At 54.6% G+C, this 22,809-nt stretch carries 19 protein-coding genes and 3 pseudogenes; 14 read left to right on the top strand and 8 right to left on the bottom strand.

All coding sequences use genetic code 11. The features are described from left to right. Positions 1 to 95: 95 nt before the first annotated feature. Complete coding sequence (locus FQ320_RS26840; RefSeq protein ID WP_370513039.1) at positions 96 to 332, bottom strand: helix-turn-helix domain-containing protein; 237 nt, start codon at positions 330 to 332, stop codon at positions 96 to 98. Positions 333 to 658: 326 nt separating this feature from the next. Between FQ320_RS26840 and FQ320_RS07565 the strand changes: the two genes are divergently transcribed. The 7 genes from FQ320_RS07565 (at position 659) to FQ320_RS07535 (ending at position 7,390) form a co-directional block, all read left to right on the top strand. After that, positions 659 to 1,768: an extracellular solute-binding protein gene (locus FQ320_RS07565; protein WP_148471092.1), complete on the top strand. Its 1,110-nt coding sequence runs from the start codon at positions 659 to 661 to the stop codon at positions 1,766 to 1,768. Between the two features lie 113 nt (positions 1,769 to 1,881). Continuing rightward, complete coding sequence (locus FQ320_RS07560) at positions 1,882 to 2,868, top strand: ABC transporter permease (protein ID WP_148471091.1); 987 nt, start codon at positions 1,882 to 1,884, stop codon at positions 2,866 to 2,868. Next, a complete protein-coding gene (locus tag FQ320_RS07555; RefSeq protein WP_148471090.1) occupies positions 2,868 to 3,662 on the top strand; it encodes an ABC transporter permease in 795 nt (264 codons plus the stop codon). Before FQ320_RS07560 ends, FQ320_RS07555 begins: the two co-directional genes overlap by 1 nt. Continuing rightward, positions 3,662 to 4,747: an ABC transporter ATP-binding protein gene (locus FQ320_RS07550; protein WP_148471089.1), complete on the top strand. Its 1,086-nt coding sequence runs from the start codon at positions 3,662 to 3,664 to the stop codon at positions 4,745 to 4,747. Before FQ320_RS07555 ends, FQ320_RS07550 begins: the two co-directional genes overlap by 1 nt. 73 nt (positions 4,748 to 4,820) lie before the next feature. Beyond that, positions 4,821 to 6,314, top strand: a complete 1,494-nt coding sequence (locus FQ320_RS07545; protein ID WP_148471088.1) for an NAD(P)-binding domain-containing protein — start codon at positions 4,821 to 4,823, stop codon at positions 6,312 to 6,314. Between the two features lie 9 nt (positions 6,315 to 6,323). After that, entirely contained in the window at positions 6,324 to 6,818 is a 495-nt protein-coding gene (locus FQ320_RS07540; RefSeq protein ID WP_148471087.1) for a CMD domain-containing protein, read from the top strand. After that, the gene (locus FQ320_RS07535; RefSeq protein ID WP_148471086.1) at positions 6,815 to 7,390 is read left to right on the top strand and encodes a peroxidase-related enzyme; all 576 of its coding nucleotides are present in this window, start codon (positions 6,815 to 6,817) and stop codon (positions 7,388 to 7,390) included. Before FQ320_RS07540 ends, FQ320_RS07535 begins: the two co-directional genes overlap by 4 nt. Before the next feature lie 278 nt (positions 7,391 to 7,668). Here the strand turns inward: FQ320_RS07535 and FQ320_RS07530 are convergent. Then, positions 7,669 to 7,812: pseudogene (locus tag FQ320_RS07530) on the bottom strand (IS110 family transposase); the annotation flags it as partial. A gap of 140 nt (positions 7,813 to 7,952) precedes the next feature. On the opposite strand from FQ320_RS07530, the gene FQ320_RS07525 reads away from it, so the two are divergent. From FQ320_RS07525 to FQ320_RS07500, 6 genes and pseudogenes are all read left to right on the top strand, one after another. After that, positions 7,953 to 8,225: a metal-sensing transcriptional repressor gene (locus FQ320_RS07525; RefSeq protein WP_148471085.1), complete on the top strand. Its 273-nt coding sequence runs from the start codon at positions 7,953 to 7,955 to the stop codon at positions 8,223 to 8,225. A gap of 9 nt (positions 8,226 to 8,234) precedes the next feature. Further along, entirely contained in the window at positions 8,235 to 9,569 is a 1,335-nt protein-coding gene (locus tag FQ320_RS07520) for an MFS transporter (protein WP_148471084.1), read from the top strand. Between the two features lie 135 nt (positions 9,570 to 9,704). Beyond that, positions 9,705 to 9,866, top strand: a pseudogene (locus FQ320_RS25995) (transposase); the annotation flags it as partial. Positions 9,867 to 10,236: 370 nt separating this feature from the next. Beyond that, positions 10,237 to 11,346: an extracellular solute-binding protein gene (locus FQ320_RS07510; RefSeq protein ID WP_148471082.1), complete on the top strand. Its 1,110-nt coding sequence runs from the start codon at positions 10,237 to 10,239 to the stop codon at positions 11,344 to 11,346. 148 nt (positions 11,347 to 11,494) lie between these two features. Beyond that, a complete protein-coding gene (locus FQ320_RS07505; protein WP_148471122.1) occupies positions 11,495 to 12,571 on the top strand; it encodes an NAD/NADP octopine/nopaline dehydrogenase family protein in 1,077 nt (358 codons plus the stop codon). A gap of 257 nt (positions 12,572 to 12,828) precedes the next feature. Then, positions 12,829 to 14,142, top strand: coding sequence for an MATE family efflux transporter (locus FQ320_RS07500; RefSeq protein ID WP_148471121.1), 1,314 nt, complete (start codon positions 12,829 to 12,831; stop codon positions 14,140 to 14,142). Positions 14,143 to 14,729: 587 nt separating this feature from the next. Here the strand turns inward: FQ320_RS07500 and FQ320_RS07495 are convergent. Beyond that, positions 14,730 to 15,290, bottom strand: coding sequence for a helix-turn-helix domain-containing protein (locus FQ320_RS07495; protein WP_148471081.1), 561 nt, complete (start codon positions 15,288 to 15,290; stop codon positions 14,730 to 14,732). Between the two features lie 473 nt (positions 15,291 to 15,763). After that, positions 15,764 to 16,639: a PHB depolymerase family esterase gene (locus tag FQ320_RS07490; RefSeq protein WP_255509412.1), complete on the bottom strand. Its 876-nt coding sequence runs from the start codon at positions 16,637 to 16,639 to the stop codon at positions 15,764 to 15,766. A 474-nt stretch (positions 16,640 to 17,113) separates the two neighbouring features. Here FQ320_RS07490 and FQ320_RS26335 point away from each other — a divergent pair. Then, positions 17,114 to 17,404 (top strand): annotated as a pseudogene (locus tag FQ320_RS26335) (IS66 family transposase); the annotation flags it as partial. Positions 17,405 to 17,438: 34 nt separating this feature from the next. Here FQ320_RS26335 and FQ320_RS07480 read toward each other — a convergent pair. The 4 genes from FQ320_RS07480 to FQ320_RS07465 form a co-directional block, all read right to left on the bottom strand. Next, positions 17,439 to 19,406, bottom strand: a complete 1,968-nt coding sequence (locus FQ320_RS07480) for a proline/glycine betaine ABC transporter permease (protein WP_148471079.1) — start codon at positions 19,404 to 19,406, stop codon at positions 17,439 to 17,441. Then, complete coding sequence (locus tag FQ320_RS07475) at positions 19,406 to 20,425, bottom strand: glycine betaine/L-proline ABC transporter ATP-binding protein (protein WP_148471078.1); 1,020 nt, start codon at positions 20,423 to 20,425, stop codon at positions 19,406 to 19,408. Before FQ320_RS07475 ends, FQ320_RS07480 begins: the two co-directional genes overlap by 1 nt. Positions 20,426 to 20,500: 75 nt before the next feature. After that, positions 20,501 to 21,451, bottom strand: coding sequence for an ABC transporter substrate-binding protein (locus FQ320_RS07470; protein ID WP_148471077.1), 951 nt, complete (start codon positions 21,449 to 21,451; stop codon positions 20,501 to 20,503). Between the two features lie 638 nt (positions 21,452 to 22,089). Next, on the bottom strand, positions 22,090 to 22,809 hold the full coding sequence (locus FQ320_RS07465; RefSeq protein ID WP_148471076.1) for a hypothetical protein: 720 nt from the start codon (positions 22,807 to 22,809) through the stop codon (positions 22,090 to 22,092).

Raw genomic sequence — 22,809 nt, 5'->3', positions numbered from 1 at the left:
GTTATGGGAGAGACCGTTCGTTGACCAAAACGCCGAACTGACGCAAACTTCGAACATGTCGGGAGTGCTCGACATGACAATAGCCTGATGCCAAATCAACAGATCATTCCGCACATAGGACGTTGTCCACTGCCCGGCAGTCGTTGCTTGCAGCGGCGACGCCACCTATACACCGTCTGTTCAGTCGTGCCGAAGCATTCCGCCACGGACGATGCAGGCTCGTCGCTCGGCTGGAGGGCCGCTCTTGCCTTAGGCGTCGTCGTCGCCTGCTTATGAAGATGGACAGCATGGTCGTCCTCGTCCCGAATGTCCCTCAAAACCGATCTTGCCATGAAAAATGCAGATCTCCGAGGGACGATGTGATGATCAGGGATGAACAGGTAGGGTGTGGGGTTGTTCAAAAGTTCCTTAGCCAATACGGCTTCCGAGGATTTCTGAAGATGCGCGCTTGACATGAATCTAATTTTTCAAGAAGCTCCACCATGATGGAAAGTCGGGCGTTATAGTGGAAGTGCGTGACTGTGCGGTGGGTGTCGTTGTGATGTCCTTGGCGGCGTGAACGCCTCTCGCACGTCGTCGGCTTGCACCACGTCTCGTTTTCTACTGGAAGGATAACGTCAGAAGCAATCGACTTCGGGCGAACAACAGGAGAGGGAAAATGAAAACAATTCATACACCAAGCCGCAGAACCGCGCTGAAGCTATTTGGGGTTGGAGCGGCGGGTCTTGCCGCGCCAATGCTCATTCGGCCCCGCCCAGCATGGGCCGATACCGGCGTTCTGAACATAACAACCTATGACAAGTTCCTTCCGGCCGACTTTCTGGAAAAGTTCCAGAAAGACACCGGCATCGAAGTCCGGGTACGCCTGACCGACGATCAGGGAAAGCAGTACAACCTGCTGACCGCCGAAGGGGCCACGCCCTCGACCGACATTTGCACAGTCGCGGGGCACCGCTATTCACAGTTCATCAGCTCGAACCTGCTGATGCCGCTTGATACGGGGAAAATTGCGAACTGGAAGAACCTGAACACAGCCTATCAGGAAGCGCCTTGGGCGCGGGTTGACGGCAATCTTTGGGGCTTGCCGATCCTTGCGGGCTATGAGGGGCTTGCGCGCAACGTGGATTATGTGAAGGACGCGCCAAGCTGGGAGGTCATGTTCGATCCAGAGTTCAAGGGGCTGACCTCCTACACAATCAGTGACTTTATGACAATCACGATGCAATATCTCGGCTATGATGGAGACTTTGTATCCTATGCCGACTCGCCCGATCTGGCGCAGAAAGCAACAAACGAGGCCCGCGACTTCCTGATCAAGCACAAGGATATGGTGCGTAAATACTATGATGCCGGTTCGGAAGTGCAGCAGATGTTCATCAATGAAGATATCTATCTTGCGCAGTCCTGGTCGGGCCCGATTGCGAAATTGATCATGGATGGTCATCCCGTCCAGTTGTCGGTGCCGAAAGAGGGCACATTTGGCTTTTGCTACACACTTAACATCGTGAATAACGCGCCAAATGCCGAGAACGCATATAAGCTGCTCAATGCTGTTCTCGAAACCCCCGAGGTTGGCGCGGCCATGACGCGGCAATCCGGCTATAGCTCCACCATCAGCGGCGTTGCCGACTTGCTGGACGAGCGTGAGAAGCTGGCCTTGACGCTGTCGCAAGAAGAAACCGACCGCATCGTATTCTTCAGTTCGGTCAACCGCGAAATGAAGAACGAAATGATCGACCGAGCCACGGCCGAAGTCAAAGCGGCCTGACAGCGCTGGCACAAACCAGACCCACAGCCAGAACAGGCTGTGGGGATTGATTTGCATAGCACTGCTGACCTAGCGCACCCGTGCCCATGAGCAGCCACAGAAAAGGGATATAGATGGTTGAGACAGCCACGCGCTCCGATTTAAACACGACACAAGACCGTGAAATGCCAAGATACTCCACGCTCATAGCGAAAATGGCGAACTCATTTCTTTACCGACACACACTTGGTGCTGCGGTTGAAACACGAATGGGACGCGTCGCGCTTTTGGCTGGCTTGCCGCTGATATGGATTGTTGCCCTGAATCTTGGGCCGATTTATCAAATGTTGAAAATCAGCTTTCTGTCCAACTATCCTGTCATGCCTGGCGACAAATCGGAGTTCACACTTGAAAATTACATAGTTTTTTTTCAAGAGCCAATCTTTTTCTTACCGCTCATCCGAAGCTTTGTTTTCGCGACGGCCACCACGATGGTGACGCTTATTGTCGTCTACCCGGTTGCCTATTACGTTGCCAAGGTCGTTCGGCCTTCAGGACGCCCAAGGGCGCTGCTTTTGCTGCTCGTGCCATTCTGGGCAGGTGAGATCATACGTACATTCTCTGTGATCATGCTGCTCTCAAATCGGGGCGCGATTAATGTTTTGCTGCGCGACATCGGACTTATTGATCGACCTATCCCAATGCTTTACACACCTTTTTCATTGGGGTTTGGACTTATCTATCTGATCTGTCTCTATATGCTATTGCCGCTTTATTCGGCGATCGAAAAGATTCCTTCGTCACTTCTGGATGCTTCGGCAGATCTGGGCGCGGGCCCTTTAACTCGGTTCCGCCGCATCATCCTACCGCTCTCAAAAGATGGTATCGTTTCGGGGTGTGCCTTGGTCTTTCTGACCTGCATCGGGGTCTTTGCCACGCTAATGCTACTTGGCGGTCCCAATACTGTTCTGTTTCCTGAAACGATCAGTTCGTTCTTTCATGGGGCAAGTAACAAATGGCCAGTGGGCGCCGCTTTCGCAATGATTATGCTGACAACAGCATTGATTGCGGCCGGCCTTTTCGTACGCTTGGTTGGTGGTAAGAAAGGAAGTACATTCTGATGCGTAACTTAGTCCCAGACTTTCCACGTGCGGCCCTAACCGCATTTTATTGGGCTTTTTTGTTTTATCTTTTGCTGCCCCTCACGTTGATGATGGCGTTGAGCTTCAAAGATGCGAATTTCGTATCGTTCCCAATAGGGAATTTGACGTTAGATTGGTATGCCAAAGTGATACAGGACAAGCAGTTTCTGGAGGCCTGTCTTTATTCCATTGGGATTGCGGCAGCGTCAACACTCGCCGCGACGATTATCGGCACCTGGATTGCGATGCTCATCGTGGCTGAAGGGATCCGCTGGCAGGTCGTGATCTTTGCACTTGCAGTCTTGCCTGCAGTTGTGCCGGGCATGATTTCGGCAATATCCTTGCGCATCTTCATTTCGACAATCGACATGCCCACCGGAACAGGCGCGATTATTCTGGGCCATACTGTCCACTCTGTGCCCTTTGTGGTGGTCATGGCGCTAACGCGGCTGCGTTCGATGCCAAAAAACATGGTCGATGCTGCCCGTGATCTGGGTGCGGATAACATCGTCGCATTCTTGCGGGTGACCTTGCCCTATCTGGCCCCCGCGTTGTTTGGTGGCATGATGTTTTGCGTGTTGCTGTCCATTGACGATTTCGTTCGAACGTTTTTTCTTGGTGGCTATCGCGCCACGTTGCCCATGCTGATCTTTGCCAAAGTTCAAGGTGGCATGTCTCCTGAGATCAATGCAATGGCGACACTCGTTTTGGTGGTTACCACCAGTTTCGGGCTGTACGCCGAATTTATAACCCGCCGCGCGAGGACCCGCTGATGGACCCCATTGTTACTTTCGAAAACGTCACGAAAAGTTATGGCACTTTTTTGGCAGTCGAAGATCTGAACCTTGAGATAGAGCGGGGCAAGTTTGTCACTTTGCTTGGCCCGTCTGGTTGCGGGAAGTCGACTACATTGCGGATGCTTGGTGGTTTCGAAGTTCCGAATTCGGGGCGCATTATGCTTAGTGGCAAGGACGTGACGCGGGTGCCGCCAAACAAGCGGAATGTGAACATCGTCTTCCAAGACTATGCCCTTTTTCCGCATCTAAGCGTGGCTAGAAACATCGCCTTCGGCCTTGAACTGAAAGGGCATGATAAAAAGCAAATCCATCGACGCGTGTCCGAATTGCTTGAACTCGTTCAGTTGCAAGAGTTTGCACACAGGATTCCTGCGGAACTATCTGGCGGGCAACGCCAACGTGTCGCCTTGATGCGGGCGCTTGCGCCAGATCCGGATGTTTTGTTGTTGGATGAACCGCTGTCCGCTCTCGACGCCAAATTGCGCCAACAGATGCAGATGGAGCTTAAATCCATACAAAAAACGACCGGCAAAACTTTTCTTTTCGTGACACATGATCAAGAAGAGGCACTTACAATGTCGGATCAGATTGTGGTCATGAATAAGGGTAAGATTGAGCAGATGGGCGACCCCACAGCTCTATACAGCCAGCCAAGCAGCACTTTTGTGGCCAATTTCATTGGTGAAACAAACCTTTTGAGAAGCAAGGTTCAAAGCGTTAATGGTGATCTTACCGCAGTTGACTGGCAAGGTATTACTGTCAAGGCAGGTCCGGGCGCTCTTTTGCCCCAGCCGGGCGACTCCATAAATGTGGTGCTGCGGCCAGAGTCAATTAAGTGCTCCCTCTCCGAGCCTTCGACGACCAACAAGGCCAAAGGCAGAATTCGACAGCGCGTTTTCAAAGGCAATCATACGTCACTTATGATCGAAGTTGCGAATGGTGCAGTGCTGAATGCGTTGGTTCACCCATCGGATATAGCGCAAATCGGCGATCAGGATATATGGGTCGGTTGGAATACTGACAGCACCACTCTCATCCCCGACAAACACGCTGCGGAATGAGAAAGAACGGTTGTTCACAAAAAGCTTCCCGCCGCATGATTTTTGATTTTTTGACCACGAAGGTTCCGACACCATGGAATATGACACTCAGGAGCCTTTAAGCTTTCCACCGTCCAGTTTGGAAGAACTGGAAAGTCGAGTGGCTGATGATCTGGCATGTCTTTGCTATCCTCCCGCGGACTGGGTCGTCCCTACTCCCAGCGCGGAAAAAGTGCATGATGTTGTGGTCATCGGGGGGGGGATGTGCGGGCTGGTCGCAAGTTTTGCGCTGATCGCTGGTGGCATGCGCAACTTGCGCATCTTTGATCGCAGCTCCGCTGGACTGGAAGGCCCGTGGCTGTCGTTTGCACGCATGGAGACATTGCGTTCACCCAAACAGTTGGTAGGCCCGGCAAACGGCATGGCGTCACTTACATTCCGGTCCTTTTATATTGCGCGGTTTGGCAATGACGCATGGGCCGCCCTGGACAAAATCGCGCGCACTGATTGGATGGAATATCTTCGCTGGTATCGCAAGGTGCTCAAACTACCGGTTGAGAACCGCGTCGAAGTCACGAACATTCTGCCTGAAGGTGACCTGCTCCGCCTGAACTTGGCAGGGCAGGGGGCCCGTGAGACCTCGGTGCTTGCCCGCAAGGTCATCATGGCAACTGGTCGCGATGGTATGGGGCGGCCCAGCATTCCAGAGTTTGTCGCAGGTTTGCCACGTCAGCATTGGGCACATTCTGCCGATGATATTGATTTTAACGCGCTGCGTAACAAACGCGTTGTCGTCGTCGGGGTTGGCGCCTCGGCAGTGGACAATGCAGCCGAAGCGCTGGAGGCCGGTGCCGCAGAAGTGCGCCTTTTGATCCGGCGCAAGCAAATGCCGACAGTTAATAAGCTGATGGGAGTGGGGTGCTTCGGCTTCACGGCTGTGTTTCCGCAGTTGAGTGACGCACGCCGCTGGCAGATCATGAACTATTCGCTGCGAACTCAAACTCCGGCCCCTCGAGGCTCGACACTACGGGTCAGCCGCCATCCGAATGCGTATTTCCACTTTGATGCCGGGGTGGAAAAAGTTGGTCTTGATGGCGAGGAAATCGTAATCACAACTGCCCACGGGCATCATGTGCGGACTGATTACCTTATCCTTGGGACTGGCTTTACTGTTGATCCGATGGCACGGACTGAACTTTCTGGCTATGCGGACAAGATTGCGCTGTGGTGCGACCGCTATATCCCCCCAGAGGAGCAGCAGAACGTTGAGCTTGGAAAGTTTCCCTATCTTGCGGATGATTTCAGCTTCACCGAACGTGAGCCGAACACCGCGCCTTGGTTGTCAAATATCTATAGCTTTAACGCGGGGGCAGCTGCGAGCCTTGGTAAGTTGAGCGGCGACATTCCCGGTATCAGTGAGGGCGCGTCGTTGCTGGCGCGTAAGATCGCGGCCAAACTCTATGACGAGAGTTTTGATCAGTATTGGCAGCGTTTGCTCGAATACGACAAGCCCGAGCTTCAGGGCGATGAGTGGACGGCTTCGCCCTTGCCCGAAGACGCACAGGCAGCAATCTGCAGACGTGGATAGGAGAATAAAGTGTTACAATTAGAAGACGTGATTGCGAAAATTACCGGTATTGACCGCGGTAGCGCGTTAGCTGAAGCCGTAAACGGACGCGCGGATATCATGTCTTTAACGCAACAAACCTACGTTGCTGCCTTGCATCCAACTGACCCCGGCGGGCTTTCTTACGTTGAGCGTGCGGCGTTTGCCTGCCGCATTTCAGTCCTCAATTCAGATCGTGAATTTGAGGCGCATTTTCACAATCTCATAGGCGATAATGATGCTTCTGGCGCACGGATTGCTGACATCGGTTTTGTCGGCGGCCACGATGTCCGCCTGAGCGCCCTGATCCGCCATGTCGATCTTGTTGCTCAAAACCCCAAGAACGCAACCGAGGGTGACATCAAGCGCCTGCAAGCAGCGGGTGTTAGCGATGCTGACATCGTCCGGTTGTCAGAGCTGGTCGCATTTGTCAGCTATCAAATCAGGGTTGCCGCTGGTTTGCGCCTTATGAGGGATCTGGCATGAAAAAGACCGTTCACGAATTCACCACAAAAATCCCTGAGTGGAAACCGTATGTTGCCCCCCTTGATCTGAGCCAGGCAACCCCCGAGCAGCTCGAGGCGCTAAAAGTTACCCCGTCCAATACCAAGGTGTCGGACTATGTGCTGGTGCTTGCCCATGATGTTGAAACGTTACAGCACCGCACGCCGCTTTTTAATGGCATCATGTATAACCGTGGCGGCCTCTCGCGCGCCGAACGTGAAATTGGTGCTGTTGCGGCATCCATCGTCAATCGCTGTGTTTATTGTGCTGCTGTCCATGCCAGCCGCTATAATCAACTTACCAAAAGCGAGACTGTGGTGGATGCGCTTTTCGCGGATGGCATGGATGCCCAGATTGAGCCGCGCCTGAAGGCAATCTTCAACTTTGCTTTCAAGCTGTCCCAATGCCCGTCCGAAGCGAATGATAAGGATATGCAAGCCTTGGTCGATGCTGGCTTGTCCAAGGAGGAAATACTCGACCTGATACTGTCATCTTCGTTGTTTGGTTGGGCGAACCGCCTCATGCACACGCTGGGCGAACCACTAAGCGACTAAGGCTTCTGTGGTTGCCGCCCGTAGTGCAAGACGTTTTTGACCCTATTGACGTGTGATCGGGTGCGGTCTTCCGCGAGGCCTGATGATGCGGCACTGCCAGACGCCGCGGGCCGGGATGGTGATCAGCGGATCGGGTCAAAATCTGTTGAGCAGGCTGCAGGCTCGTAGGCCCTATCTGGCTTTCCCAATCCGGATCTGTTCAATCGTTTTGCTCCTTCAGGTCGTCGTCTTCTCACACCCCCCCCCTTGGCACCGGTCCTAGCGGTTCGGCATAAGCATCATGCCGGGCCCACCGGCGCCGGATCCTTGTCGTTATCTTTCTTCGTCAGCATCGCCCAAATCCGCCGGGCCATCTTGTTGGCCAGCGCGATCGCGACCAGCACCTTGGGCTTGCGCGCCAATATGCGTGCAGCCTTGCAACCATGGCGGTGGGCCCCCCGATCGGCAAACAGATCAGCATCAGACCCTGCAGATAATCCATGCCGAAGAGCGGGATCCTCCGCAGAGCCGCACTCCTGTATTCTGGCTTTCCATATCCCCTGGGGGGGGATATGAAGCGGATATGACAAAGCACCATACACACGCAAGCCACCCCGATATCATCAAGCGGCTAAAGCGCGCCGATGGTCATCTGCAAAGTGTGATCGGAATGATCGAGGCCAAACGCCCTTGCGTTGAGATCGCGCAGCAACTCCATGCTGTGGAAAAGGCTGTCCTGCAGGCCAAACGCACATTGATCCAAGACCATATCGACCATTGCCTTGATGAGGCAGTCAGCGGGGCCAGCGACACTTTGGCCGTGGCGGATTTCAAAGCAATCACAAAGTATCTTTAAAGGGAAACCATGCTCTCTGTCCTTACTGACCGCACTTATCGCCATTTGTTTCTGGCTCAAATCGTTGCGTTACTTGGCACAGGGCTCGCCACTATTGCTCTTGGCCTTCTGGCCTATGACTTATCTGGCGAGCGGGCCGGTTTGGTTCTGGGGACGATTTTTACAATCAAAATGGTGGCCTATGTCGGCATTGCCCCCATAGCAGGGGCCTTTGCCAATCGTTGGCCCCGCCGGACCATGCTGGTCAGCCTCGATCTGATCAGGGCGGCGGTTGCGCTTTGCTTGCCCTTTGTGACTGAGGTTTGGCAGGTCTACATTCTGATTTTCGTCCTGCAGTCGGCCTCTGCCGCCTTCACGCCGACGTTTCAGGCGACGATCCCTGACATCTTGCCCGAAGAAGATCGCTACACCCGTGCCTTGTCGCTGTCCCGGCTGGCCTACGATTTGGAAAATATCATAAGTCCGATGCTGGCTGCGATCCTGCTGGCTTTCGTCAGCTATCATGCCTTGTTCTTGGGAACTGTGGTCGGGTTTGTCGGGTCAGCCCTGTTGGTGGTCTCTGTCATGCTGCCAAGCCCGATACCAACGGCCCCGCGTGGCATCTATGACCGCACCACCCGCGGCATACGGATTTATCTTGCCACACCACGGCTACGGGGGCTCTTGTCGCTCAACCTCGCGGCAGCGGCGGCAGGAGCGATGGTGCTGGTGAATACGGTCGTCCTCGTCCGGGCCGATCTTGGCCTTGGTGAGGCTCAAGTGGCAATTGCCCTCGGGGCCTTTGGCGCGGGGTCAATGTTGGCTGCACTCGCGCTGCCCCGATTGCTGGATAGCCGCCCCGACCGTCCTGTGATGATAGGGGGTGCGGCGTTGCTGGTCGTCTCGCTTCTCAGCTTGTCCCTGATTTCCCTGATTTACGATACCCAATGGCTCCCGCTTCTTGCAGGTTGGATGATCATCGGGATTGGGTATTCGGCGGTGCTGACGCCATCAGGCCGCCTCTTGAAGCGATCTGCCCATGCCGAGGACCGGCCGGCCGTCTTTGCTGCCCAGTTCGCTTTGTCGCATGCCTGTTGGCTGGTGACATATCCGCTGTCCGGCTGGCTGATCACGGTCGCTGGGCCGACCACCGCTTTTGCCGTCCTTGCACTTCTGTCTGCTGTTGGAATGTTCGGTGGGGTCGTTTTTTGGCCACAGGACGATTCCGGGACGCACGAGCACTCGCATGATGATTTGCCCGAAGGTCATCCACATATTGAAGGTGGTCGTTCACACAGCCACCCAATTGTCATTGATGACGATCATCGCCAATGGCCGGCACAGAGAAGCGATGCTGTTCTCTGAAACCGAAAAGCCGTGAATGTGAGCGCCGAACGCGCGGCCGCGTTCAAGGACCCCGGCAAGGTCTGGGGTGTCATGCGCAAAGCGCCAAAGGGTGGAAAACGGCATCCTTTCGACAAGCGGATCAAGTGCATCATCGCGATGGTTCGGGGCAAGGTCGAGCATCCCATCCGGATCATCAAGCGCCAGTTCGGTTACATGAAGGCCTGCTACCGGGGCCTCGCCAAGAACCGCGCCCGGCTCTTCACGTTGTTCGCGCTTGGAAACCTGTTTCTGGTGCGAATAAAGTTTATGGCATAAGGGCGAGATTGCCCAGAATACGCCAAACCGCCAAAATGGCGGCCCAACAACCTGTCTCACGCCTTTCGAAACGATCAAACCATAACTTCCGCTCAGCCGGACCCGTTGTTTGATGGTTCCTTAGCCAATACGGCTTCCGAGGATTTCTGAAGATGCGCGCTTGACATGAATCTATTTATTCAAGAAGCTCCACCATGATGGAAAGTCGGGCGTTATAGTGGAAGTGCGTGACTGTGCGGTGGGCGTCGTTGTGATGTCCTTGGCGGCGTGAACGCCTCTCGCACGTCGTCGGCTTGCACCACGTCTCGTTTTCTACTGGAAGGATAACGTCAGAAGCAATCGACTTCGGGCGAACAACAGGAGAGGGAAAATGAAAACAATTCATACACCAAGCCGCAGAACCGCGCTGAAGCTATTTGGGGTCGGAGCGGCGGGTCTTGCCGCGCCAATGCTCATTCGGCCCCGCCCAGCATGGGCCGATACCGGCGTTCTGAACATAACAACCTATGACAAGTTTCTTCCGGCTGACTTTCTGGACAAATTCCAGAAAGACACCGGCATCGAAGTCCGGGTGCGCCTGACCGACGATCAGGGAAAGCAGTACAACCTGCTGACCGCCGAAGGGGCCACGCCCTCGACCGACATTTGCACAGTCGCGGGACACCGCTATTCACAGTTCATCAGCTCGAACCTGCTGATGCCGCTTGATACGGGGAAAATTGCGAACTGGAAGAACCTGAACACAGCCTATCAGGAAGCGCCTTGGGCGCGGGTTGACGGCAATCTTTGGGGCTTGCCGATCCTTGCGGGCTATGAGGGGCTTGCGCGCAACGTGGATTATGTGAAGGACGCGCCAAGCTGGGAGGTCATGTTCGATCCAGAGTTCAAGGGGCTGACCTCCTACACAATCAGTGACTTTATGACAATCACGATGCAATATCTCGGCTATGATGGAGACTTTGTATCCTATGCCGACTCGCCCGATCTGGCGCAGAAAGCAACAAACGAGGCCCGCGACTTCCTGATCAAGCACAAGGATATGGTGCGTAAATACTATGATGCCGGTTCGGAAGTGCAGCAGATGTTCATCAATGAAGATATCTATCTTGCGCAGTCCTGGTCGGGCCCGATTGCCAAATTGATCATGGATGGTCATCCGATCCAGTTGTCGGTGCCGAAAGAGGGCACGTTTGGCTTTTGCTACACACTTAACATCGTGAATAACGCGCCAAATGCCGAGAACGCATATAAACTGCTCAATGCTGTTCTCGAAACCCCCGAGGTTGGCGCGGCCATGACGCGGCAATCCGGCTATAGCTCCACCATCAGCGGCGTTGCCGACTTGCTGGACGAGCGTGAGAAGCTGGCCTTGACGCTGTCGCAAGAGGAAACCGACCGCATCGTATTCTTCAGTTCGGTCAACCGCGAAATGAAGAACGAAATGATCGACCGAGCCACGGCCGAAGTCAAAGCAGCCTGACAGCGCTGGCACAAACCAGACCCACAGCCAGAACAGGCTGTGGGCAATATCCATCAATTGTTGGTCCCCGGAATTGGTGGCCATATCGAAAATCAAGACCGGGCACCTATGGGACCGGTTAATGTTTGTATGAAAAGGAATGTTTGGGATGCGTGTAGGAATTGTTGGTGCGGGCTCTATCGCGTTTGGAACCGCAGCTTTTCTGGAACAACAAGGACACAAGGCCGCGCTTTGGTCACCATCGGGGAAGCGCACCCAAGATTTGGCCAAAAGCGGCGCTCTGGTCGCGCAAGGCGAGGTAACGGGCACATTTCACCCCACTGTCGCCCATAGCGCAGAGGAGTTGGTGACCAATGCCGACGTTATTTTTGTCGCACTGCCCGGCTATGGGCATAAGACTGTTCTTGACGCAATCGCGCCACACATCACGCCCAACCAGACGGTCGTCATAAGCTCGCACGCGTCTTTTGGTGCGCTTTACCTGTCGCGGTTGCTTGCTGCGCGTGGGGTTGTTGTGCCAATTGTCGCTTGGGGAACCACGGTGGTCACTGGTCGACAAGCAAGTCCAACCTCGGTGAATGTTAATACAATCCGCAAAAAAGTTGACCTCGCAACCATTCCAGCCTCTGAAAGCGCCGCAGGTCTTAGTCTTTGCCAGGCGTTGTTTGGGGATAGATTTGTGGACCGTGGCAGCTTAATGGCAATTGCCTTGTCCAATCTCAATCCGCAAAACCATATGGGTATTGCGCTGGGAAATATGACCAGGATGGAGCAGGGCGAAACTTGGAGCCAAGGTCAGAATGTTACCCAAAACGTTGGTCGGCTGCTGGAGGCGCTGGATGAGGAGCGTATTGCCATTGCCACGGCGCTTGGGCTTGAAGTCCGCACCATCTTTGAACATTTTCATCTTTCCTTTCACATTCCGGTATCTTCGATTTCTGAAATGAATCAAGAGATGCACGCGGCAGGAAATGGTGGCTCGGGGCCGAAGACTGCTGACAGCCGCTACGTCACCGAAGATGTGCCTTACGGGTTGGTGGTGACGGCCGTGCTTGGTCGGCTTGTCGGCAAACCAGCCGAGCTTCATGAATCGGGCGTAAAGATATTTTCGGCCATGTATGGCCGCGATTTCGTAGCCGAGAACGATTTGCTTGGGCCATTGGGGCTTGAGTCGATGTCGTTGAATGGCTTGAAAACGCTCTGTCGCGATGGCTACGCTGCCTAGGATATAAAACCCAACACAGGGCCTCACATAGGGTGAGGCCCTTGTAGATATCGTCAGGGCAGAAAAATGCATCCACAGTCAAAAGCAAGGTAGCGGGCTATGGTGCGAAGCCGCAGGAAATCTGCCCTTTCCAGGGGTAATGATGCGAGCCGTAGTTGAGTCCTTATCGAACGAACAACCTCGCTTGTGCCCGGACCAGATGATTGAAAGCCTTGCCTATCATTCGCGACCCTGCGGTTATTTCAACAAGGCTGACCATGCAAATTATTACCCATCGACGGGTCCTGAATATCGCAATACCGATCCTGGTTTCAAATGCCACAATTCCATTGCTGGGCCTTGTGGATACGGCGGTGGTTGGACAAATCGGCTCGGCAGTTCCGATCGGTGCTGTGGGCTTGGGCAGTGTAATCTTGTCCACAGTCTACATGTTTTTCAGTTTCTTACGCATGGGGACATCGGGGCTTGCCGCGCAGGCGCATGGCAGGGGTGATCGCCGACTTACTGCCCTGACCTTGCACCGAGCTTTGCTTATAGCCGCCCTTTGTGGGCTAGCAGTGATTTTACTGAAGGGGCCGCTCTTGGCTGGAGCACTTGCCCTTTCGCCGGCGTCTGCCGAGGTGGAAGATCTTGCTCAACAGTATGTTTCTATACGGATTTGGGGCGCCCCGGCCACTGTCGGTCTTTATGCCATGACCGGTTGGTTGATTGCGCTTGAACGCGCCCGCGCCGTCTTGTTGCTGCATCTGTGTATCAATTTGGTTAACATCACACTGGATGTGGGCTTTGTGATCGGTCTGGGCCTTGGCGTGCCGGGCGTTGCTGCGGCCTCGCTGGTCGGTGAGTGGGTGGGATTTGGCCTTGGGCTATTTCTGTGCCGCGAGGCATTCTTGCCTGAACTGCGGTCGCGCTGGTTAGAACTGGTTGAGAAGCAGGCGCTGCGTGAGACTATGGCGATGAACGTGAATCTGGTTTTGCGCTCGGTGTTATTGCAATTCAGTTTTACCTCTTTTGTTTTTCTATCCGCCAGTCAGGGTGATATCAGTTTGGCCGCAAATCAGGTCCTGTTACAGTTTTTGCTGCTCTTCTCGTATATGTTGGATGCTTTTGCCTATTCGGCCGAAGCGCTGGTGGGGCAGGCCGTGGGCGCACGCGCCGTCACTTCGCTTCGTCGGGCAGCTATACTGTCAGGACAATGGGCGCTTTTTGGCAGTGTTGGATTGACACTGGCTGCTGTATTTGGGGGGCCCTCGCTGATATTTGCGATGACCGCTTCCCCCGAGGTCAGAGAAGAGGCAATGCGCTTCCTGCCGTGGATATGGCTGTTTCCTCTCGCCAGTTTCGGCAGCTATATTTTTGACGGAATTTTCATCGGCGCAACCTTATCCCGCGAAATGCGCAATGTTATGGCGATTTCCATCGCCATCTATCTGGTGGTCTTGGTGGTGAGCCTTCCGACGCTTGGCAATCATGGTCTTTGGCTTGCTTTGATCGCGATGAATCTCGCCCGGACGGTACTGATGGGCTGCAGCTATTCACGGGCCGAGGCCAAAGCCATGGCCCCAGCATGATGCGTTATTGTGCTGCGTCGCGAACTCCAGCGATGAAAGGCTATATGTACTGTGGGGCACTTTTTCGCAGTTAAATGCGTTTTGTGAAATGCTAGGCCGCCCTGATGGGCGTCACCTATAATGCGTCGATTCGAGTAACAGCTTGCGGGTGCAAAATAAATTCAGCTAAAGCGAAGAAAGCACCCCGGTTTCTTCGAAAACAGACGGTAGGCCAATATCTGCTGGAAAGAACGCCGATGAAAGATGCTTAAGTTGATGACGTACATGTCCTCAACCAAATTCCAATCGACGAGATCCAAAGACGCAGACGTAATTACCAGAATGGCCAACTGCTGTATAAGGTACATTTGCCCTGCGATGGGCTCCGCGGGTTTTCGGACCTTTGCCTAACGTTTAATCCGGCTGGGTTGCGCTTCGTATCTCTCAAGGCGGATAAAACTGGCTCCATCCAATGCGTGATTGAAGATAATGGGTCCGTTGACCCGGAACGGTTTGAGGCAGAGCCTAAGCACACCGCAACTTTAGTCACCTGGACAATTCAGATCGATTATTGATGGTATCCCTTTAGCAAGCAGACCTCATGCAGCCTAACTGTTCTGAACGATAAGAATCGCTCGGACAAGACTGCCATTTGCTTCTATACTATGGGGCCGATCGGCAAAGTAGCTGGCGGCGTCGCCCTTGCTTAACCATTGAGTTTCGTCACCCGCAGTCACCTTTACCGACCCTTCGATGACAGTCAGATGCTCGTGGCAGCCCTTACCATGCGGATCACTGATAAGTTTACCATCTGCTTCCAAAAACAAATCATAGACCTCATGGACACCAACCGCCTCGGGAGGCGAAAGGATCCGGATGCTGACGCCCAGCCCCACGCCAGCGATAACAGGCGCGGCATTCGCACGTACAACCTCTATCTTTGGTTTAGAGTGAGGTTCAAGCAGCCCAGCGAAATCCACCTGAAGTGCCTGTGTGAGGTTCCACAATATCGCCACCGTCGGGCTGGATTCTGCCCGTTCAATCTGACTGATCATGGACCTACTTACGCCTGAGAGCTTAGCCGTTGCATTAAGACTAAGCCCTTTTTTCTGCCTCGCCTTCTTAAGCAAATAAGCGAGGCGGTTGTAAATATCGGGTCTCTCTTGCATGCACATAGCATTAAGCGCCATCGGTAAAAGGTCAATGGGTTACCATCGCTTAGCGGCGTTCTGTTGGGTTCCGCAAAAGGCGAAGCGCAAGTTCTTTGACGATCACTTTTTTGAACAACAAACCTGTCGCAAGCCAAGTGCCCGTCGTCATCTAAAAGGGGACGTCAGAGCGGCTTGAGCATTGGATTGGGCCTGTCGTGGTTTGGTGCCGCTCCTTTGATAGCATTTACTGCGACAAAGGAGCGGCGCCAGCATCACGAGAAGCGACAGGCCGACGCTGGTTGGCATATATCAGCGCGAGAGCCGGTCGATGAACCGCTCGGTCGGGGCGCGCTTATTCTTTACCGACGGGGATAGAGGTTGCACGCCAATTGGCCAACATAGCGATTTAAGGGCCCTAGATTGTTTGATTCGTCGGAATTTCAGCCCGTTTTGGGCCGATACTCTGACGCAATCATCCAGCCATAGTTTTCCTACTGCGTAAGGCCCCAGAAATCCGCTATGTGGCGGGTCGAGGAAATTCCGACTTCCAGCATATATTTGCTCGCTTCACCGAGGCCCTCGTCTCCGTCAGCACTGATCGGCGTGCCGTGGCCCATTTCTTTGATAATGTATTCCTCGATCACCACCCGTCCGTCCGTGTCGCACCAGACTTGCCTGGGGAAGCTGTCGACCGTTTCCACCCGGGTCGGCGGTCCTTCGACGCTGTGGACTTTCTGCCACTGCCCGACGATGGAATCGGCATTGGAACTGTCGACGGTGTCATCGCTTCCGCCGTGCCAGACAGAGATTGTAGGCCAGGGCCCAGTGGATTCCGATGCTCCGCGCACGAGTGCGTCGAGTGTGTGGTCCGACGGGCCCCCATATCCCTTCATGCGAATGATCGCCTCCATCATGTTGCTGGCACTGCGGTAGGGCAGTCCAGCGATGATTGCGCCTCCCGCAAACACTTCCGGATAGGTCGCCAACATCACAGACGTCATTGCGCCGCCCGAGGACATCCCAGTGATGAAGACACGAGACGGGTCCACTTCGTGATCTTCGACGACCTGTTTGATCATTTGCCGGATAGAAAGTGGTTCGCCGCCGTCGCGGTGGCTGTCGCCAGTTTCGAACCAATTGAAGCTGCCAAGGAGGTTGTTGGCCAGTCTTTGCCCCGGAAACAGGAGCGCTATCCCGCATTCGTCGGCAAGCGTAGACCAACCCGAGCCGACATCATAACTTTCCGCTGATTGGGTGCTACCGTGCAGCACGACTACGAGCGGGCCGTTTTTTGGGAAGTTTTTCGGAATATAGGTGTCCGCACTCAGCGAGCCGGGGTCGGTTCCAAAATTGTCAAGGACAGTCAGTCGATTAGGGAGATTTGAGGATATCGAAATGAGTTTTCCTTTTCTGGAGCCCGTTATTGGTCACCGGGGATCAAACACACCAAGCAGAAAATGGTTCCCGCCCCAGGGCGGAATGAAGCTGGAGGCGACACTTATTGGACTATTCGAACGCGTCAGAGAATGGTGGAAGACAACCTGCCCAGCAAGAACAAAGGCATTCAACCGCGTCAAATCCCCATAGACCCAGCTGACCTACACAATTCCCACCCCGCGATCTCCCGCTTGAGCGGTTCTCCGACGGCAGGCAACACCCTGCGTCACTCAATGGCGCGCGTGACGTCGGATTACGGCGCCGGGCTTGCCGGAGGCTGATCTGTGTTAGTTACGCGGCCCTATCTGATCTTTCCAGAGCCGCGTAGAAGTTTGCCTCTGCGTCGGATGATGCTCCATCCTACTCATGAGTGGGAGCCTCCGGCAAACCCGGAGCAGTTCACTTACGACCGGGCGCGGTTCGCACGACGGTCCGAGAGGCCTGGTTCTGCCACGACGGGTGCTGCGGATGCGCAGCAGGCTTTCCTCTTCGAGGAGATCGAGACGGCTCTCCCGGCGCTACGGGCGCAGGTCGGCGAGGGCCGGGCTTCACCGGAGAAGCGGGTGTCCCGGCCCCGCTAAGGCTTTCCGCCGCATCTCGAGCGCGTCGAAGGGATCATCGAACCGGACCACCTGGAGCACGCCGGCAAGCAGAAGGTGCTGATCGGCGAGGACGTGGCCGAACGACTGGATGTGCAACTGACGATAGTTTGTGGCTATTCACCAGCCTCTATGCGAGGCCCAGAGCGTGTTTCTTATCCGTCGCCCATTTCATGATAACCACATCAAAAGTGAGCGCCATAAGTGATACGCAGATCCCAAGGACAAAGTTCTTTCCAAGGTCCGTCCCTGCAAGGGTGCGTTGCAATTCTTGTCCCAGATCCTGGGTTCCAATAAACGCGGCGATGATAACCATAAAAAAGGCAAACATGATCGCTTGGTTAAACCCAACAGCCATAGTTGGCAAAGCCAGAGGCAATTGGACATTCACCAACTTCTGCATGCGGGTTGCACCAGCCATGTCCGCCGCCTCAGTCATTTCCGGCGGCACGGTGCGCAGCCCCTCGATAGTATAGCGGGTCAACGGAACCATTGCGAAGATCAGGATCGAGCCTACAACCGCGGTGGCTGTAATCCCGAATAACATGATTGCGGGGATCAGATAAATGAAACTTGGGAATGTTTGCGCCGTATCGCAGGCGATCAGTATCCGGCGCGACCATTTATCAGACTGCGATGCCCAAATTCCAAGCGGGATACCGAGAAGCATCGCGATCGAAACGGCGGCCAACACCGAATACAATGTGATTATGGACCGGTCCCACCAGCCTGAAAGGGCTATCAGACCAAAGAAAATTGCGGCGATGATGCCCTGACGCCGTCCGCCCAACCAGACCGCAAATGCCACAACCATCATGATCATCGCAGGTGTCGGAATCGACAGCATGAAGTCGCGAAATGGGTTCAAAACCCACACGTTCAAGACATAGCGAATGCCATAGGTGACACTTTGCACGCCATCGACAGCAAGTAACCATTTGATGAAATTATCCAATTCCTTACCCTGGCTAAAGTCTTGTCCTCGCTCGATGGTTCCGGCGATGGGCACAACCTTTGAGAGCAGGGTGAAGCCGACAATGACGCACAAAGCCGATACAAGCGTCTTGTGACGGCAAAACCATGACGTTCCTTTATCGAAATGCACGGGCTGTTTGACGGCCCAAGCCTTGGACATGCGGTCAAGCGTTACGGCAAGCAATACGATTGTGATGCCAATTTCCAACGAGCGTCCAAGTTTGAAACTCCCCATCATCGCAAGAAGTTTTGCCCCAAGGCCGGGCATCCCGATAAAGGCGGTCAATACGACCATCGCCAGACACAGCATGATGACCTGGTTAACGCCAACCAGAATATCGCCCCGAGCTGACGGGATATAAACGTGGCGTAGCATTTGAAATCTGGTGCAGCCGGCCATTTTCCCTGCCTCGATGACTTCAAGTGGTACTTTTTGCAGGCCAAGCGTCGTCATCAGGATCATTGGGGGAATAGCATAGACAATAGTGGCCATGGCACCCGCCGTTGGTCCGACCTTAAAGAAAATCACGGCCGGCAATAGATACGTGAAAAACGGCAGCGTTTGTAGGACCGATAAGACGGGCCTTATCGCCTTATTGACCCAAGCATACTTCCAAGCGGCAATGCCGAATGACAGACCGATGACAAAGGCCAAAGGGGCAGCCACGACCAGAACCGACATGGTTTCCATCGCGATATTCCACTGGCCGATCAACGCTGTCCAAACGAATGTACCACCGCCCAGCAACGCCAAACGCCAGCCACCAAGGGAATAGCCTATAACGGCGGCAACACCCGCAACCGCAGTCCAAGGCATCGGGCCTAAGTGGGGCCAGCGGTATTTGCCGAAGAAAATATTACCCGTAGTATCGAGTACATTTTCCAAACCCTCCGTAAAGAACCGGGTAAACTTAAGTAGTCCAAGATCGTCTTTAACAAAGTTGAAAACCACGTCCAGCCATGCCGCGAAAGGCGGGACCATTGCATCGGGGATACGGTGCAGCCATGCAGGCAAAACGGCTGCATATTGCAAGGTCGTCAGGATCACAGCAACGGCGAGAAGCAGCATCGCGGCGCGGTTACAAGTGATCGCTTCGGCAGTCTTCTTCGACAGGGCAACCATCACTGATCCCCCAATAGAACATCCAGTGCTTCGGCCCGTGACAGCGCACCAATAGGTTTGCCTGCGCGGGAAACAGGTATGAAATCGCGGGTATCATCGACCAACATTCGGGCCATCTTGCGAACGGTTTGGGACGCATCCACAGGATCACCTGTGCCAGTTTGATCGGCCTCGGCCAGGCCGCCGGCACGAACCACGCGGGCCTTATCGACGTCTTCGGTGAACTTGCGCACATATTCGGTGGCAGGCTTCAGAACGATTTTATCGGGGGTATCGCATTGCTCGATCGCACCTTCCTTCATGATGGCGATACGGTCAGCAAGGCGCAGGGCCTCATCGAAATCATGGGTGATAAACACGATGGTTTTTTTGAGCAATTGTTGCAGGCGTAGGAATTCGTCCTGCATTTCTTTGCGGATCAGGGGATCAAGCGCCGAAAACGGCTCGTCCAGGAACCAGATATCAGGCTCGATCGCCAGGGACCGGGCGATGCCGACGCGTTGCTGTTGTCCGCCAGACAGCTCGCGCGGGAAGAAATCCTCGCGGCCCTCCAGGCCGACAAGTTTGATCACCTCTAGAGCGCGTTCGCGTCGGGTGTGTTTGTCCTGGCCGCGCATTTCCAGCGGAAAGGCAATATTTTCGAGCACAGAGCGGTGCGGCAGCAATCCAAAGGATTGAAACACCATCCCCATCTTCGAGCGGCGCAGTTCAATCAGGTCTTTTTCGGCCAAGGACATGATGTCCTGCCCTGCAACCTCGATCGTGCCGCTTGTAATGTCGTGCAGCCGGGAAAAACAGCGCACAAGCGTGGATTTTCCAGACCCGGAGAGGCCCATGATCACCAGCATCTCGCCCTTGTTAACATCAAGCGATACGTCTTTGACGCCTGCGATGTACCCGTCTTCGCTCATTTCATCGAACGACATATCGGGCGGCATTTTGGCAAGGTATCCTTCGGGGTCGTCCCCAAAAACTTTCCAAATATTTTTGCACGATATGACGGGGCGTTCAGACGACATGTTATTCCTCAGATATACGCAAGGCCCCGCCCGGCACCTGACCGGACGAGGAGACATTCACTCAAAAGAAGGGGTTTATTTAACCCAAGTTTCCCAGACGCCTGGGTTTGCTTCCAGCCATACTTCGGCTGCTTCTTTTGGCTCCAGTTCATCGATATCGACGAGTTTTGCCATTTCAGCGATTTGCGGGTTGGTGAAAGAAACGGCTTCCAGCGTCGCAAATGCCGCTGGCCACTTGTCTTCCATTCCATCCCAAGCTGCTTTTTTCAGGTAACCCGTCGCTGGGTTGCCGCAATCGAAAAGCGCGTCAGGGTTTGGACCCACGGATGGGTCCGTGTCACAGCCATCTTCCCACGTTGGGAACTCGACGAATTCACCGGGCCAAACGGCTTCGGCAAAGTTTGGTGTCCAGTTGAAAACAACGATCGGCTTTTTTTCGGCTTCAGCGGCACCGAGTTCGGCCCACAAAGCAGCGGCGGAACCTGCGTTTACCACAACAAAGTCCATATCCAGCGATTCAACGCGTTCCTGGCCGTGCTTGAGCCAGTCGACTGGACCATCAAGATAGCGACCTTTGTCACCCGTTTCAGGTGTCGCGAACAAGGCTGCGCAGTCGTTCAACGCTTCCCATGATGGCAAGCCCGGGCATGCGTCTTTGGTCCACATTGGGTACCACCAGTCTTCGCGTGTGACAGCATTATGGTCGCCCACATCAACGATGCCGCCTTTTTCCATCGCGGCACGGAAGGACGCGCCGAACGCACCTTCCCAAACCTCAAGCTCCATAGCGACATCACCAAGACGCACGGATTCATAAACCGCTTGGCTGTCTGTGGTAACATATTCGACGATTGCGCCCTGAGTTTCGAGAATTTGACCAACAACGTTGGACATTACGATTTGGCTGGACCAGTTGTGAATTGGAATGACGATTGGATCGCTGCTGTCGGCGTGGGAATCAGCAAATGCTGACAACGGCGCAAGTGCCAAAACACCTGCGGTTAACGCTGTAGTCATCGTTTTCATTGTCATTTCCTATCTATCTACTCTGATTTCAGAGCGTTCTCAGTTTCCCCGTGAGGGTCCCCGATTTTGTTTGGTTCGACTGGGCCCTTTGATGCAAACGCATGCAACTTGGCCTCCCTTTCCTTAGAAAAGGTGGTTTGGGGCGCAACAAAATGATGCCAAAAGCATCACCTTGAGTGCCAACAGTCGATGTCAGTCGGTAATGCGCTATCACGGCAGTTTTTTGGCCGCGTAAGCAACAATTGCATTTTTTCGATTTTGGGGCTGATGAAAGCCCAACATATCTTAGTAATCTATCAAAAAGGCTGACAAATTATGCAATCGACTGAGCGCACCGTATGTCTCATTAGAGCCGTGGCGTAAAGTGTTAGAATACCAAGCCTGAGCGAAGTCGGCTTTTCGCCCTTATTTACAAGGGCGTCAGGCGTGAGCGTGGTCTTGTCCAACGGCAGGTTTGGTGAAGGTTTTCTGATACGGGGCGCGTCGGAAAGTTGCGCACTGGCGCGACCACGACCCTCCCAAAGTGGAAGGCGCGGGGGTCTTGGTAGAGTGTGCAGTTGGTTTAGGCGACGGTTACATCAGGGGGGCGGCTGAAGGTGAGCATGGTCACCTATACGCTCGCCCATTCGGCCGAGAAGCTACGGCTGGGTTCGCGCCTGTTCCATGAGCGCCGACGCCGCGGCGAGGGTGTCCCGGGAGCCAGTGGTGCGGCCGGGGACCAGCAGCAATGCCTTGAGCCAGAGCGCGCCCTGGATGTTGCTGCCCCGTCCGAACCAGTCTTCGTCCAGGCGAGCACCGATGACCTGATCCGCCTCCGGTGTCCGCGTTCCGGAACGGCAGAAGTCGGCGGCGGTGGCCAGCAGCGCGTCGTTCCGGGCACCACCAATCCGCTTAAGCAGATCAAGGCCGCGCGCGCCCGCATTGGCCAGCGCCGCATCGCGCAGATAGGCCGCCGCGGCCCCATCGCGGATGCGGTCCGGGTTGGATTGGTCGGGCTGCGCAAAGAGCCGATCGTAGCGGTCGAGGGCCAGCGCATAGATGTCGGGCGCCCAGGTCTCCTCCGTCAGCCAGAGCGTGAGGCCATAGGCCTCATAGCGCTGCGCAGCGGCAAATTCCGGGAATTTGCCAAACTGCTCATCGCGCTGAATCGCATCCTCCAGCCAGTCGCGCATCTTCCAGACAAGACGCATTCCCGGCTCATCCATGCGCAGGACCAACGCCATGACGGCGGCGTTCAGCCCCATCACCGCCGCGTTGCCGACGGCATCGGGCAGATAATCCTCATAGCGCGTTTCAAGGTGGAACTTCAGACCGAAGCTCTCGAGCCCCTGACGCTCGCGATCGGGGTCAAAGCCCAT

The organism is Oceaniovalibus sp. ACAM 378 (assembly GCF_008085915.1).
In the GTDB taxonomy this organism is placed as follows: Bacteria; Pseudomonadota; Alphaproteobacteria; order Rhodobacterales; family Rhodobacteraceae; genus Oceaniglobus.
This window is presented reverse-complemented; position numbering and strand designations above follow the sequence as displayed.